This window comes from Roseibium algicola, assembly GCF_001999245.1.
Taxonomy (GTDB): Bacteria; Pseudomonadota; Alphaproteobacteria; order Rhizobiales; family Stappiaceae; genus Roseibium; species Roseibium algicola.
Map to the genome: position 1 here is coordinate 3,060,788 of NZ_CP019630.1, position 14,123 is coordinate 3,074,910.

The 14,123-nt window shown below is 60.4% G+C and carries 17 protein-coding genes; 5 read left to right on the top strand and 12 right to left on the bottom strand.

Annotated elements, in window-relative coordinates:
- Positions 1-5 precede the first annotated feature (5 nt).
- From B0E33_RS14350 to B0E33_RS14365, 5 genes are all read right to left on the bottom strand, one after another.
- A complete protein-coding gene (locus B0E33_RS14350; protein ID WP_077291560.1) occupies positions 6-1,028 on the bottom strand; it encodes an aspartate-semialdehyde dehydrogenase in 1,023 nt (340 codons plus the stop codon).
- A gap of 110 nt (positions 1,029-1,138) precedes the next feature.
- Positions 1,139-1,276 carry a hypothetical protein gene (locus tag B0E33_RS30920; protein ID WP_006937785.1) on the bottom strand — a complete coding sequence of 46 codons (138 nt, stop codon included), beginning with the start codon at positions 1,274-1,276 and terminating at the stop codon, positions 1,139-1,141.
- A gap of 208 nt (positions 1,277-1,484) precedes the next feature.
- Positions 1,485-2,228 (bottom strand): maleate cis-trans isomerase family protein, encoded by a 744-nt coding sequence (locus B0E33_RS14355; RefSeq protein ID WP_077291561.1) that lies wholly within the window; start codon positions 2,226-2,228, stop codon positions 1,485-1,487.
- An 18-nt stretch (positions 2,229-2,246) separates the two neighbouring features.
- Positions 2,247-3,389, bottom strand: a complete 1,143-nt coding sequence (locus B0E33_RS14360) for a M24 family metallopeptidase (protein ID WP_077291562.1) — start codon at positions 3,387-3,389, stop codon at positions 2,247-2,249.
- A complete protein-coding gene (locus B0E33_RS14365) occupies positions 3,382-4,467 on the bottom strand; it encodes a pyridoxal-phosphate dependent enzyme (RefSeq protein ID WP_208997822.1) in 1,086 nt (361 codons plus the stop codon). The genes B0E33_RS14360 and B0E33_RS14365 overlap by 8 nt, the downstream gene beginning before the upstream one ends.
- 162 nt (positions 4,468-4,629) lie before the next feature.
- Here B0E33_RS14365 and B0E33_RS14370 point away from each other — a divergent pair, with 162 nt between their 5' ends.
- Together B0E33_RS14370 and B0E33_RS14375 are read left to right on the top strand one after the other, a co-directional pair.
- Complete coding sequence (locus tag B0E33_RS14370; RefSeq protein WP_077291564.1) at positions 4,630-4,968, top strand: ArsR/SmtB family transcription factor; 339 nt, start codon at positions 4,630-4,632, stop codon at positions 4,966-4,968.
- Between the two features lie 16 nt (positions 4,969-4,984).
- Positions 4,985-5,494: an arsenate reductase ArsC gene (locus B0E33_RS14375; RefSeq protein WP_077291565.1), complete on the top strand. Its 510-nt coding sequence runs from the start codon at positions 4,985-4,987 to the stop codon at positions 5,492-5,494.
- Between the two features lie 35 nt (positions 5,495-5,529).
- Here the strand turns inward: B0E33_RS14375 and B0E33_RS14380 are convergent, their stop codons facing one another.
- Complete coding sequence (locus tag B0E33_RS14380; RefSeq protein WP_055659725.1) at positions 5,530-6,729, bottom strand: multidrug effflux MFS transporter; 1,200 nt, start codon at positions 6,727-6,729, stop codon at positions 5,530-5,532.
- A gap of 227 nt (positions 6,730-6,956) precedes the next feature.
- Between B0E33_RS14380 and B0E33_RS14385 the strand changes: the two genes are divergently transcribed.
- A complete protein-coding gene (locus B0E33_RS14385; protein WP_077291566.1) occupies positions 6,957-9,176 on the top strand; it encodes an esterase-like activity of phytase family protein in 2,220 nt (739 codons plus the stop codon).
- An 88-nt stretch (positions 9,177-9,264) separates the two neighbouring features.
- Here the strand turns inward: B0E33_RS14385 and B0E33_RS14390 are convergent, their stop codons facing one another.
- The gene (locus B0E33_RS14390) at positions 9,265-9,756 is read right to left on the bottom strand and encodes a cytochrome b/b6 domain-containing protein (RefSeq protein ID WP_077291567.1); all 492 of its coding nucleotides are present in this window, start codon (positions 9,754-9,756) and stop codon (positions 9,265-9,267) included.
- Complete coding sequence (locus B0E33_RS14395; RefSeq protein WP_077291568.1) at positions 9,756-10,154, bottom strand: antibiotic biosynthesis monooxygenase family protein; 399 nt, start codon at positions 10,152-10,154, stop codon at positions 9,756-9,758. Before B0E33_RS14395 ends, B0E33_RS14390 begins: the two co-directional genes overlap by 1 nt.
- A gap of 60 nt (positions 10,155-10,214) precedes the next feature.
- On the opposite strand from B0E33_RS14395, the gene B0E33_RS14400 reads away from it, so the two are divergent.
- A complete protein-coding gene (locus B0E33_RS14400; protein ID WP_077291569.1) occupies positions 10,215-10,673 on the top strand; it encodes a MarR family winged helix-turn-helix transcriptional regulator in 459 nt (152 codons plus the stop codon).
- Complete coding sequence (locus B0E33_RS14405; protein ID WP_077291570.1) at positions 10,670-11,101, top strand: YqaA family protein; 432 nt, start codon at positions 10,670-10,672, stop codon at positions 11,099-11,101. The genes B0E33_RS14400 and B0E33_RS14405 overlap by 4 nt, the downstream gene beginning before the upstream one ends.
- Before the next feature lie 48 nt (positions 11,102-11,149).
- Here B0E33_RS14405 and B0E33_RS14410 read toward each other — a convergent pair whose 3' ends face one another.
- From B0E33_RS14410 to B0E33_RS14425, 4 genes are all read right to left on the bottom strand, one after another.
- Positions 11,150-11,545 (bottom strand): VOC family protein, encoded by a 396-nt coding sequence (locus B0E33_RS14410; protein ID WP_077291571.1) that lies wholly within the window; start codon positions 11,543-11,545, stop codon positions 11,150-11,152.
- A 13-nt stretch (positions 11,546-11,558) separates the two neighbouring features.
- The gene (locus tag B0E33_RS14415; protein WP_077291572.1) at positions 11,559-11,978 is read right to left on the bottom strand and encodes a hypothetical protein; all 420 of its coding nucleotides are present in this window, start codon (positions 11,976-11,978) and stop codon (positions 11,559-11,561) included.
- A gap of 80 nt (positions 11,979-12,058) precedes the next feature.
- Positions 12,059-13,171 (bottom strand): 3-isopropylmalate dehydrogenase, encoded by a 1,113-nt coding sequence (leuB, locus tag B0E33_RS14420; protein ID WP_077291573.1) that lies wholly within the window; start codon positions 13,169-13,171, stop codon positions 12,059-12,061.
- Positions 13,172-13,351: 180 nt separating this feature from the next.
- On the bottom strand, positions 13,352-14,122 hold the full coding sequence (locus B0E33_RS14425) for a sulfite exporter TauE/SafE family protein (RefSeq protein ID WP_077291574.1): 771 nt from the start codon (positions 14,120-14,122) through the stop codon (positions 13,352-13,354).
- Between the last annotated feature and the right edge of the window lies 1 nt (position 14,123).

A 14,123-nucleotide genomic window follows, 5' to 3' on the forward strand; every position in this document is an offset into this window, starting at 1 on the left:
GCTGCCTATTTCGGCGTGATCAGGCCGCGGTTGACGAGAACCTCGGCGATCTGGACGGCGTTGAGCGCCGCACCCTTGCGCAGGTTGTCCGAAACGACCCAGATGTTGAGGCCGTTTTCAACGGTTGCGTCCTCGCGGATGCGGGAGATGTAGGTCGCATCTTCGCCGGCACTTTCGTATGGCGTGATGTAGCCGCCATCTTCCTGCTTGTCGATGACGAGGCAGCCCGGAGCTTCGCGCAGGATGTTGCGGGCTTCTTCAGCGGTGATCTCGTTTTCGAATTCGATGTTGACGCTTTCCGAATGGCCGATGAACACCGGTACGCGAACGGCGGTGCAGGTCACCTTGATGGCCGGGTCGAGCATCTTCTTGGTTTCCGCCAACACCTTCCATTCTTCCTTGGTGTAGCCGTCTTCCATGAAGCTGTCGATGTGCGGGATCACGTTGAAGGCGATGCGCTTGGTGAACTTGCTCGGCTCGATCGGATCGTTCACGAAAACCGCACGGGTCTGGTTGAACAGCTCTTCCATCGCTTCCTTGCCGCCACCGGAAACCGACTGGTAGGTGGAAACGACGACGCGCTTGATCTTTGCGTGATCATGCAGCGGCTTCAGCGCCACGACCAGCTGGGCGGTGGAGCAGTTCGGATTGGCAATGATGTTCTTTTTCGTGAAACCGGCAACGGCGTCGGCATTCACTTCCGGCACGATCAGCGGCACATCCGCGTCGTAGCGCCATGCGGAAGAGTTATCGATGACAATGCAGCCCTTGGCAGCGATCTTCGGCGACCATTCCTTGGAAACGGTGCCACCGGCGGACATCAGGCAGATGTCGGTGTCGGAGAAATCGTAGTTCTCCATGGCCTGAACCTTCAGCGTCTTGTCGCCGAAGGAGACTTCGGTGCCCTGGGAACGGCGGGAAGCGAGGGCGACGACTTCGTCTGCCGGAAAGCCGCGCTCAGCGAGAATGTCCAGCATCTCGCGTCCGACATTGCCGGTAGCGCCTGCAATTGCGATCTTGAAACCCATCTTTGACTAGTCCTTGTCCGTCTCCCCGCTTCGCCAGCCGCCCGGTTCTGGATGGGCGTGGCCGGCTCCCGGCGCCTCCCATCCCCGGGGAGGCGGGATGAGCGGCACCGTCAAGCGGTGGTCTTGGTGGTCTTGGTAGTGCGTTTAAGAGCGGTTGCGGCAGCCGTCCGGGGCTCGCCGCGCATGAAGGTAGCGCTGGCAAGGGCCTGGGACATCATATCCAGAATGTCGGCTTTCAGCCGGGTCATCGGGGCTCGCAATCGTCAAAACTTGAGACGGCGGTGTTTTTGCCCGGAAATCCCCGCGAGTCAACAAGGAATAGGCGGGTGTTGCCAGCTAAGTGAACGAATTGATGCCGTCCGGGAACAGTCGAATAGCTGCAGCCTCGGCAATTTCACCGAAAGAAGACCTTCGCCAGCCTTGTGTTCTGGCGTGGATCTTTCCGTTTTTTGCCGGTCAGGTGGCAAAGAGCCGTCCCGGTCCACGGTCCGTCGTCGGCAGGTCCGCCAGATGCATCATGTGCCATGCGAGTGCCAGGTTGGAGCTGATGACGGGTTTGGAAAGACGTTTCTCGCAGGCTTCAATGACAGGCAGCGTGCGCAAGTTGGTGCAGGAGGCAAAGACGGCTTCTATCTCCGGATCCTTCCCCACCTCGCAGATTGCCTCTTCCACGGACCGCAGGCTGATCCTTGCAACCACGGCTTCTTCCGCTTGCCCGAAAGAACCGACACTCAAGGGCGTTATGCCGTTTTCTTCCAGGAGACGGCAGAGTGCGTCGGAGACTTCCTCCACATAGGGCGAGACGATGGCGATCCGCGAGACACCTAGGTGTGCAAGGGCTGCAACGACTGCGCGGGCGGGGTCGGTCACGCGTGCGCCAGGATGAGTTGCCTGGATCGCACAGGCAACCTGATCCGATCCGATCACCGTTGCGCCGGACGTGCAGGCATAGGCAATGACGTCGAGTGGGCGCGTTCCCGGCAATAGGGCTGCGGTGTCCGTCAGCCGGGCTTTCATCTGCATGAGTTTTTCGGAGGTGACTTCGGAAGCGCTCTCGATTCTAGCGTGAAGCAGCGAGACGCCTTCCTGATCAAAGAGAGGCCGGAACTCGCTCTCGATGGTTTCGTCAACCGATAGCAAGATCAGGCCGAAAGCCGCTTTGGTTGCCGATCCCCTGTCGCAGTCGAAGGAAAGTTTCATGCCGCGGTTCCAGGTGTTCTAGCGGGTGATAACAGGAATGTCCGGCCCTGCCGGCACGGTCAGGAATTCGGGCGATCCGTCTCGAATGACGATGTTTTCCTCGTGAACCATCATCCTGCCGGGTCCAAGCGAGAGGCTCGGCTCCAGTGTCAGCACCATGTTTTCTCGAAGTGGGGTCTCGTCGAAGCCGGTCAGGCTGGGCGCTTCGGTAAGTTGCATGCCAAGCCCGTGGCCGAGCCGGCCGACGTCACCTTCGCCCTGGTCCAGCACCTTGGCCATGGACTGGAATAGATCGGCACAGGTGCGGCCCGGGCGGGCAATTTCGGCAGCTGCCTCAACGGCCCGGACAAGTGTTTCATGGGCGGACCTGACGGCATCACTGGCCTGGCCGATCGCGAAGTTGCGGTCAAAGTCGCAGAAATAGCCGTTTTTGGTTGCACCCGTATCCAGCATCAGGACGTCCCCTTCCTGTAGGGGTCGGGTCGACGGGGGAGAAATGACATCGCCGTAGCCGTCCTGTCCGGCTCCGCCGACCAGATAAGGCACGTCGTCCGCACCTTGCTTCAGAAGTTCGATCCGGAAGGACCGGAATACCTCGTTGAGCGGTTGGCCGGTGTGGAAAAACTCCGGTGCCCTGGCAAATGCTGCCGAACCGATACCGCAAATCTCGCGCAGGAGAGCAATTTCACGTTCAGATTTCACCATCCTGAGGCTCTGGATCAGACCGGTTCCGTCCAGATATTCAGCGTCGTTTGTGAGATCTCGAAGGCGCTGAAAGTCGCGAAGTGGCATGCGAAGCACGCTTTCCCGCCCCATCGGCATGGCGATTTTCGTGAAGTCCTTGAGGGTGTCCGCGAGCAGGGCGATGCCGTCATCGACGGGGTGCGGGGCGGAAAACACCCGGATATCGTCAATCCAGGTGCTCGCCATCAGGTGCGCGCCGATCTGCGGAATGACCGCAATCGGCTTGCCGTTTACCGGCACCACGAGGAACCAGGGCCGCGTGGGGCTCTGCCAGAACAGGGTCCGGAACCCGGTGAAATAACGCATTTCGGCTTCGGTCGTGAAAAACAGCGCGTCGATGCCCTGGGAATGCATGGCTTTTTGGGCTGCTTGCGTGCGCGCGGCAAATTCGTCTTCAGGAAAATCCTGTTCAGACATCTTCCGGTCCTTCGGAAAGATAGCAGAGCACCCGGGCTTCCGGTCCGAGGCCGAGGGTCGATGCCCCGCCACCTGCGTGTCGAACGGCTGTGATACCGCCCGCACCGGATGGCGTCGTCGCAATGCCGTTGTTGCCCAGCCAGTCGACCGTTTCAGCCGCTTCGCTGTCGGAAACGGTCACGAAGAAATCGGCTTCCCTGGCCAGGTACTTCAGCGCCAGATGCGAGGGTTCCTTGCAGTCTAACCGGCCCATGTTCGACACCGGACCGGGCGCCGTGACGGGCTTTCCGGCTTCGATGCTGGCCATAAGGGCGGGTGCGTATTCTGGCTCCACCACGACGATGGTGACATCGCGGCCCCAGGTCAGGCGCGCGCCGACGGCACAGGCGGCGGCAAGTCCGCCGACACCCGCCTGCAGGAAGACATGCGTGGGCGGTGTCTTGATCTGCCGGGCAATTTCCGCGGCCATCACAAGATAGCCCTCCATGACGTCGTGTCCGGCGGCGGTCATGCCCGGCAAGGTGCTGTCCGGCAGCAAGGTCCAGCCTTCGGCCTCGGCGCGCCTCTGGGCTTCCGTCATGCTGTCTTCATAGGTGGCTCCGGCCCGGGCAACATCAGCGCCCCGGGCCTTGAGGCGGGCCTCAAAGGCGCTTGGTACAGTTTCGGCAACGAAGACGACAGCCCTTGCCCCAAACAGCGGAGCGCCCGCGGCAAGGGACATGCCGTGGTTCCCGGCACTCGCACAGACAAAGGTTCTGCCGGTCAGCGCGGAAGCGTGAGACTGGGTCAGTCCGCCCCGAACGCGGCTGTCCGCCAGTTTGGCAATCGCATAGGCCGCGCCAAGTGCCTTGAAGCTTCCAAGACCCATGCGTTGCCGTTCGTCCTTGAGGGCAAGGTTGCCGATAGCAAGACCGACCGCGAGGTCATTCGCAATCAGCAGCGGGGTTTCATCCGCACGCGGGCATTTCCGAAAAAGGTTCTCTGCTCCGGCGACGTCCTGTGAGACGGATCCATCCGCAAGCCCGCTTTGCTCGGGAAGGCCTTTGCCGAGGAACGGATTCTTCAGTGTTTTCATCATCTGCCCCGCGCGGTTTCCCAGGCAGGTCAGCAGCTCTGAAGGCCGGTTGCAAGCGACTTGCTGAAAATGACGGTTACGAACCAGATCGGGCCGTGTCCGAGATGTTGCGCCTGGTTGCGAAAAAGACTTGCCTGTTTCTGATGAATCGAAATATCATGAATTATGGATATGAAAGATGCACTGAGCGCCTTTGGGGCGCTCAGCCAGAAAACCAGACTGGAAGTCTTCCGGTTGTTGATCCGGGCTGGTGACGCAGGAATGACCGCCGGCGAGATCGGTGAGGCTCTGGACGTTCGGCAGAACACCATGTCGGCGAACCTTGCTGTTCTGCTTCAGTCCGGGCTGGTCCGAAATGAACGCGAGGGGCGGTCGATTCGCTACTTCGCGGATCATGACGGCATACGCGAGTTGCTGACGTTTCTGATGGCCGATTGCTGTGGTGGTCATCCGGAACTTTGTGCGCAGGTCATCGAGACGATTGCCTGCGGAGAGACCTGTTGAGGTTAAGGGGGATCAAATGTCCGGCGATGTCTACAACGTGCTTTTCCTGTGCACTGGCAATTCCGCCCGGTCGATCATGGCGGAGGCGATCCTGAGCCGGGAGGGGCAGGGCCGCTTCAGGGCGTTTTCTGCCGGGTCACAACCGGCTGGAGCGGTGCGTCCGGAAGCACTTGCCTTGCTCAGCAAGCTCAATTTCAAGACGGATGAGCTGCGCTCGAAGGACTGGGCCGAATTCGCTGAGCCGGATGCCCCGGTCATGGATTTCGTCTTTACCGTTTGCGACAATGCGGCGAAGGAAACCTGCCCTGTCTGGCCTGGCCAGCCGATGTCAGCCCATTGGGGCCTGCCGGATCCGGCAGCCGTTTCCGGAAGCGACAGCGAAAGGGCTGTCGCATTCAACGAGGCCTTCCGGATGCTCAGCAACCGGATCTCGGTGTTCGTGAACCTGCCGATGTCTTCGCTTGACCGTTTGTCCCTGCAGAAGAAACTCGATCAAATCGGTCAGTCTGCCGAAGAGCCCGTGTAAGGCTGCTCCGGCGTACCTGTTTCGGGAATATTGCCTCAGGCGACTGCCTGGCCTTCGCGCGACGTGCGCAGGGTCAGCAGTGCGATGACCAGGGCGATGAGCGCACAGGCGGCAACCGCGCCAACCAATGGCAAAGCTGTCCGGTCGAAGAACGGGCTGCAGACGAGGATCATCACGCCACCGGCAACCATCTGGAAGGTGCCACCGAGGGAGGATGCCATGCCGGCATGTTCGCCATGTTCTTCCAGCGCCATGACCATCACCGGAGCAATGACCTGTCCGAGGCAGGTGTTGCCGATGAAGAAGAGCGCCATCAGAACCGGCAGGTCGTCTATGCCGCTCCACACAAGAATGACCAGCAGGACGTTGGCTGCCGCAAATCCGCTGACGGCCCTCAATGCCACTCTGCCCATGCCGAAGCGCTCACCAAGCGAGGCGGCAAACTGGGAAGACGCAAAGAAGCCGATCGCGTTCAGCGCGAAAACAAGGCTGAAGGCTGTCGGCGTCAACTGGTACTGGGTCATGTAGACCAGCGGCGCTGCGGCGATGAAGACGAAGAAACTCGCCAGCGAGAAGCCACCGATCAGCGTCAGACCCATGAACCTGCTGTCACGCATCAGGTAGATGGCGCTGCGCAGCATTGCTGTCGGGTCGATCTTGCCCCGGCGCTCGGCCGGTAGCGTTTCGGGCAGCAAGAAGGCCATTTGCAGCATGGCGAGAAGGGAAATAACGCCCAGGGCCACAAAGATCAGGCGCCAACTGCCGAACTGGATGATCAAGCTGCCGGCGAGCGGTGCAAGCATCGGCGAAACGCTGAAGACCAGCATCACCAGAGCCATCAGCCTGGTCGCCTTTGGTCCGGTGTGGAGGTCGCGGACCACGGCCCGCACGATGACCATCGGCGCGCCGGCACCAAGCGCCTGCACGAAACGGCCGAATGTCAGGGCTGAAACGTCGACCGCGGTCGCGCACATGACCGATCCGATGAGGAAGACGATCAGGCCCAGGAAGGCGGGCAGCTTGCGTCCAAACCGGTCTGCCAGCGGACCGTAGATCAACTGGGCCAGCCCGAAAGCGATGAAATAGACCGTGAAGGTCATATGAACCGCAGCGTCGTCCGTCTGCAATGCCTGCACGATTTCCGGCATGGCGGGCAGATAGAGGTCGATGGCAAATGGACCGACAGCAGCGAGAAGCCCCAGCACAATGGCGGAGCGGACAAAACCGATCTGCATTGGAAAATCCGATGAAAAATGCGCCGGAGGCACAAATGCGGGAAAGTCTGGAAGATGGAGGTGGCGGAGATCACCGCCCGGCCTTGATATGATGTAAGTGCTCGAAATGCAAATTCAAGGCTTGCTGGGTGTTGTCATGAAAGCTTCATGCAACTGTCACCGATATTGTAATCAGGGCCACTAGCTTGCGCGCACCATCAACCCGATATTTTGTGGGAGCGAGTGCAATGGCGGACCTTCGTGGGCGCTTTTTAAAAGGTGTCAGCCTTTCAGTCCTGTTCGGCCTTGGCGCCGTGTCGGCAGCACAGGCAGAGTATTTCGAGCGTATCAACACATTCCCGGTCTACAAGACCCTGCCGGAAGGCGTGGATCAGGCCACCGAAACCGTTGCCGAAATCATCTACGCCACGAAGGACGGCCGCACGCTCGTCTTCACCGACAGCCCGGGCGAAGCCATTGTTTTCGTGAATGCGGCCAACCCGCTGAACCTGCAGCCGATGGGCCGCACCGCCCTTGGTGGTGAGCCTACTTCGGTCGCCGTCGGCGAAACATTCGCCTATGCCGGCGTCAACACGTCCGAAGACTACGTCAATGCGTCCGGCCATCTGGCCGTGATCGCTCTCGATGGTCTTGGCATCACCGCGAAGTGCGATGCCAAGGGTCAGCCGGACAGCGTTGCCATCTCTCCGGACGGCAAGTTCGTTGCGATCGCCATCGAGAACGAGCGCGACGAAGATCTGAACGACGGCGTGATCCCGCAAATGCCGGCCGGCCATCTCGCGATCTTCGATCTGGACGAAACCGGCACGCCGACCAACTGTGACGCGGTCCGCATTGTTGACCTGACGGGTCTTGCAGAAGTCGCGCCGACCGATCCGGAGCCGGAGTTCGTTTCGATCAACTCCCAGAACCAGGTTGTCGTCACGCTGCAGGAAAACAACCATATCGCCGTGGTTGATCTGGCCTCCGGTGAAGTTGTCAGCCATTTCTCCGCCGGTACGGCTTCGGCTGAAAACATTCCGGTTTCCAAGGCGCGCATGAGTGATGCCTCCGGTTCGACCGAAAACGTCAAGCGTGAGCCGGATGCGGTTGCCTGGATTGATGACGAGCGTTTCGTGACCGCCAACGAAGGTGACTACGAAGGCGGTTCGCGCGGCTTCACCATCTGGAACACCAAGGGCGAGGTCCTGTTCGACAGCGGTAACCAGATGGAACACCTTGGCATGGCCAACGGCCACTATCCGGCCAAGCGCGCGTCCAAGAAGGGCACCGAGCCGGAAGGTGTGACGGTTGGTGAATTCGGCGGTGAAAAGCTGATCTTCGTCAATTCAGAACGCGGCAACTTCGTTGCTGTCTACAAGGACACCGGCGCCGAGCCGGAATTCGTCCAGTTCCTGCCGACCCATGTCGGTCCGGAAGGCTCACTTGCGATCCCGAGCCGTGACCTGTTTGTGGTTGCCAACGAGGTCGACAGTGCGGAAGACAACGTTCGTGCGCAGGTCTCCCTCTACAAGTTTGGTGTGGAAGCTCCGTCCTACCCGATGGTCGTGTCCGAAACCGACCCGGAAAAAGGCGCGCCGATCGGCTGGGGCGCACTGTCCGCACTGGCTGCAGACCCGGAAGACGGCAACAAGCTCTACGCCGTCAGCGACAGCTTCTATGACGACGCCCGCATCTACACGCTGGACATCTCTTCCAAACCGGCAAAAATCGTTGCCTATGCAACCGTTCAGGGTGGCAAGCAGGCAAAACTGGACCTGGAAGGCATCTCTGTTTCCAAGGATGGCGGCTTCTGGCTGGCTTCCGAGGGCAATCCGGACAAGGAACTGCAGCACCTGCTGCTGAAAGTCGGCACCGACGGTCAGGTTCAGGAAGAAATCACGCTTCCGGAAGAGCTGAACGCCCAGTCCGCGCGTTTCTCCTTTGAAGGCGTTGCCGAGTTCGAAATGGACGGCAAGACGCTGGTGGCCGTCGCCGTTCAGCGTGAATGGAAAGACGACCCGAAGGGCATGGTGAAGCTGGCCATCTACAACCCGGCCGACAAGTCCTGGGGCTTCGTTCACTATCCGCTCGACAAGCCGAAGAGCGCAGCCGGCGGCTGGGTCGGCCTGTCGGAAATCGTCTCCATGGGCGACGGCAAGTTCGCCATTCTGGAGCGCGACAACAAGGGTGGTGAAGACGCAGCCATCAAGCAGATCACCACGATCTCCCTGGAGGGTGTGACCCCGGCTGCCTACGGATCTGAGCTCCCGGTGGTCCAGAAGCGCTACGCCATGGATATCCTGCCGGCTCTGGCCGAAGGCAAGGGCTGGGTTCTCGACAAGCCGGAAGGCTTGACGATCACGGCCGACGGCCGTCTGATCCTGGTCACCGACAATGACGGTGTCGACGATGCACCGGGTGAAACCCAGTTGATCGACCTCGGCCCGGCAAGCCGCCTGAACTAAGGCACTTCAGACAAAGGTCCTCCCAAGACCTGAGCGAAGGTCCGGCCGCTTTATGCAGCCGGGCCTTTCCTTTTTTGCATTGCCATTTTCAAGCCGTGAAACTTCGTCTTTGCCAGTGCCACAGGGCGGCAAGGCTGTGCAGTCCGATGAGTGCTGCAAGCAAAAGCGCCGCGGCATGGTGCAGGCCTGCCGGTGGCAATCCGGCGAAAGCCGCAAGTCCCGGCAATGTGCCACTCGCAATCTTTTCAAGGCTACCGGATATGACGATCATGCCGATACCGCTGACGAGGAGCAGAAGCGGTACGAGGCGCAAGGCGGCGTGGACGCCCTTGCCGATAGCTTGCTGCAACCCGGAATGAACGGCGAACACCGGCTGAGGGGCACCCTTTGCCAGCCAAAAGATCGTGCGGACAAGAGCGAGCAGGCCGGCAGACAAGCCAAGTCCCAGATGGGTTCTCAAAAGGTTTGGAGAAAACGGTTCGTCGTTCGTCAGGGCATAGCCGGTAGCCAGCGCGCTGATGGTAAGAGCGGCAATCGTCCAGTGCAGCAGCCTGTTTCCGGTTACGGGCAAGGCCGCCATCACTCATCCTCCCGAATGACGGTGTAGAGTGCGGCATGAAAGTCGATGCCCTTGAATTCCGCGACAATGCCGCTTTTGCCGAGTTTCTGGATGGCGGCCTGGTAGGCATCGGGACTTTCCCAAAGCGCGATGTTGACCAGCTGGAACTTCGCCTGCGGAGACAGGGACTGGTGCAGGCGCGTGGTGATGTAGCCGGGCTGCTCTTTCAGGAAGTCGCGCGCCTGTTCCCAGCTGCGAACTGCGTCGGCAAGACGGTCTTCGGGAACTTCGAAGGAATTGATCAGCGTTACCGGGGCGTTGGTGTTGATTTCACTCGCCATGGCGGAGACTCCCAGGTTGGCGGTCAGGAAGGAAAGTGCTGCCAGATGAATGGCACGACGTGTCCAGAGTGATGTCATTTCGAACTCCTAATTATATAGCAAGCTATGTTTATTTATATAGGGTGCTATCTATCGTATATGCAAGGGATGACCTTCGAAAAAGATTCCTCCGCCGGGTATCTGGCAAACCACATGGCACGGCTGTTTGCCGCCGGTCTCCATCGCCGCATCCGGCCGCTAGGCCTTTCACCGGGCCAATTTCCGGCACTGGTCGCCCTTTGGGCAAAGGAAGGACGCACGCAAAAGGAACTCGTGCAGTTGCTTGATATCGAACAGGCAACGCTGGCAAACACCCTGGCCCGGATGGAGCGGGACGGCTTGATCACCCGCCGGGCGAGTGAAGAAGACGGCCGGGTTCAGGAAATATTCCTGACCGACAAGGCCAAGGTTTTGGAAAAGGAAGCCATCGCGTCTGCGATTGCCCAGAACGGAGAGGCGCTGGAGGGGTTTTCGGAACGGGAAAAGGCGCAGTTCCTGGATTTCATGCACAGAGCCATTTCAGCCATGCAGAAAGCCCAGACCGGCAGTTCCCGATGAGTGCCAGCTTGCTGGGCCTGTTCGGCGTCTCCTTTCTGGCTGCCACCCTGCTGCCCGCCCAATCCGAACTTGGCCTTTCCGGCCTGATTGCGCTTGGAACGGAACCTGTCGTTCTGCTGGTTGTGGCGGCAAGCCTTGGCAACACGCTCGGATCAATGGTCAATTGGGGCCTCGGCAGGGCCGCAACCGCCTGGTCGACCGCTTCCTGGTTTCCGGTCAAGCCTGACAAGCTCGCCAAGGCAACGGGCTGGTATCACCGCTACGGACGATGGAGCCTGCTGCTCAGCTGGGCGCCGATTATCGGCGATCCCCTGACATTGGCGGCAGGTGTGCTCAAGGAGCCCTTCTGGAGCTTCACCCTGCTGGTCGCAATTGCAAAGACAGCACGCTATGTCGCTGTCGCGTTGATCACGTTGCAGGTTATCTGAGACTGCGGGCCAGCCGGGGGAATGCGAAACCTTCGCTGCGCGGGACGCTTAACCCTCAAAACGCTCGATCAGATCCCACTTGTTGCCGAAGGGGTCCTGGAAGACGGCAACTTTGCCATAAGCCTCGTGGCGTGGTGTTTCCAGAAAAGTGACGCCCGTCGAAAGCATCGCCTGATGATCGCGATCGAAGTTGTCGGTGTGCAGGAACAGGAACACACGGCCGCCGGTCTGGTTGCCAATGGCGGCGTGCTGATCGTCACCGTCGGCTTGCGCCAGCAGGAGGCGTGTCTCGGAGCTGCCCTTGGGCGCGACCAGTACCCAGCGCTTGCCGCCGCCAAGGTGTGTGTCTTCGACCAGGTCGAAGCCAAGCTTGCCGACATAAAAGTCGATGCCCTGGTCATAATCCGGCACGATGAGGGCGATCGCTCCAATCATCTGTTTCATGGCAGGCCGTTTCCTACTGCGCGCGCCGGTAGACGGACACGTTCGTGTAGCTTGCAACGTCGACCAGGTGGACGGTTTGGGTCACGGTCAGCGTTCTGCCGTCGTCGGACAGTTCCCGGTCGGCTTTCATGATCGTCAACCCTCCGCGGCGGGCTTCCGAAATGAGGTTGCGATCTCCCTGGAACACGAGACGCATGGCGTCGACCAGGCCGCTTTTGCCAAGACGCACTTCCGGACCGTCCGGCATTGCCTCGAAAGTGTCGTTGGTGACTTCGCCGTCGAAGGCCACCTGGTTCATCGTGAAGACGGCAACGCCGAAGTTCTCATCGATCTTGAGCGTGGCGCTGCGTGGCGGTTCGCCTTGTTCGAAGTCGCTTTCCTCCGTGTCGAGGATCCAGGTGCCGAGAAAGGGGGCGAGTTTGTCTTCGATCATGGGACCAGCGGAATCTTGAAAAGGGAAAGCCGCCACCGGGATAACCGGTGACGGCTCTGCTTGCAAATGGCGATTGCCTGTCAGGCGCTCAAGGCGTCCAGTTCGGCGATGATGGCGTCGCCCATTTCCACGGTGGAAACGGTGGCCTGGCCAGGCGCTGCGATATCTTTCGTCCGCAGGCCCTTGTCGAGAGCGTTGGCGATGGCCTTGTCCAGTTTGTCGGCGGCTGCAACTTCCTCGAAGGAGTAACGCAGCGCCATGCCGAAGCTGGCAATCATGGCGATCGGGTTGGCAGCGCCCGTGCCGGCAATGTCCGGAGCCGAGCCGTGGACGGGCTCGTAAAGCGCCTTGCGCTTGCCGGTAACACCATCCGGTGCGCCGAGGGATGCGGACGGGAGCATGCCGAGCGAACCGGTCAGCATGGCGGCAACGTCGGACAGCATGTCGCCGAAGAGGTTGTCCGTCACAATGACGTCGAACTGCTTGGGCCAGCGGACAAGCTGCATGCCGCCGGCGTCAGCCAGCATGTGCTCCAGCTGAACATCCTCGTAGCCGTTCTTGTGCGTCTGGGTAACGACTTCGTTCCACAGTACGCCGGACTTCATCACGTTCCGCTTTTCCATGGACGTGACCTTGTTGCCGCGCGTGCGCGCCAGCTCAAAGGCGACACCGGAAATGCGCTCGATCTCGTAAGTGTCGTAGACTTGCGTGTCGATACCGCGTTTCTGGCCGTTGCCGAGGTCGATGATTTCTTTCGGTTCGCCGAAGTAGACGCCGCCGGTCAGCTCGCGCACGATCAGGATGTCGAGACCTTCGATCACGTCCTTCTTCAGCGAGGATGCATCGGCAAGCGCCGGGTAGCAGATGGCCGGGCGCAGGTTGGCGAACAGCTGCATGTCCTTGCGCAGGCGCAAAAGGCCGGCTTCCGGGCGAACTTCGTAAGGAACGTCGTCCCACTTGGGCCCGCCGACGGCACCGAAGATGACCGCGTCGGCAGCCATGGCCTTCGCCATGTCTTCTTCGGAGATCGACTGACCATGCGCGTCATAGGCGGAACCACCCACCAGGCCTTCGTCGGTTTCAAAGGACATGCCGCCCTTTTCGTTGAACCAGGCAATGACCTTTTTCACTTCCTGCATGATTTCCGGGCCAATGCCGTCACCCGGCAGAAGCAGAAGTTTTTGTGAAGCCATGGGTGTTCCATCCCGCATTTTGAGAAATCTGATGGCGATGGGTTAGCGCGTCGGCCGTTGTCTTTCAAGATGAAGCCAGTTGCGAAGAACTCAAGCAAGCCGTGGGGAAAGGTCAAGAACGGCTGAAGGGCCCGGAGAGCTGCGGGATTGAAGCCGGTTTCAGGACTGCTCCTGCAAGGATCAGCCGAGCCAGCCCCGCACTGCCTGGAACAGGAGGTTCAGCGCCAGCGCGGTCATTACCCATCTGAAGCCGGTCTTGAAGCTATTCTCGTCCATTCGGCCGAGCAGGCGGCTGCCGGCGAGTGTGCCGAGAAAGCCGCTGGCGATCATCAGGACAATCAGTCCCAGCCAGGGCGCAAAGGCGAAGCCGAGCGCGCCGAACGCAATGATCTTGAAGACGTGCATGATCAGCGCGGTGATTGCCTGGTTGGCGACGAACCCGTGGCGCGGCAGGCCGAGGGTCGACAAGACGGCACCGCCGATGGGGCCGGCCGCACCGAAGAACATGGACAGGAACGTGGAGGCAAAACCCGCCGCCGCCATGACCCGTTTCGGTGCCTTGCCGAAGTGAGGCGCCTTGCCCCAGACGACCCAAAGCACGAACAGGCCGATGCCCGCCTTTAGAACCGCCGGTGGCAATTCCACCGCGATGGCGCCGCCGACGGCCGCGCCAATTGCCGCCCCGACTGCGAACCAGAGCGCAATCAGCCAGTCGACATGTTTCAGTTGCACCAGCGCACGCCCGGCGTTCGATCCGAGCTGAACGACACCGTGGACCGGCACCAGGGCACTGGCCGGCATGACGGTTGCCATGATCGCGATCAGCGCGACCCCGCCGCCAAGGCCGACGGCCGCTGTCAGGGCCGAGGTGAAGAAACTGGTGACGATCAGTGTCAGCGATGCAGCAAGGTGCAGCTGATCGGGAAAGAAGAAGCCGGCGATGTCCGACATG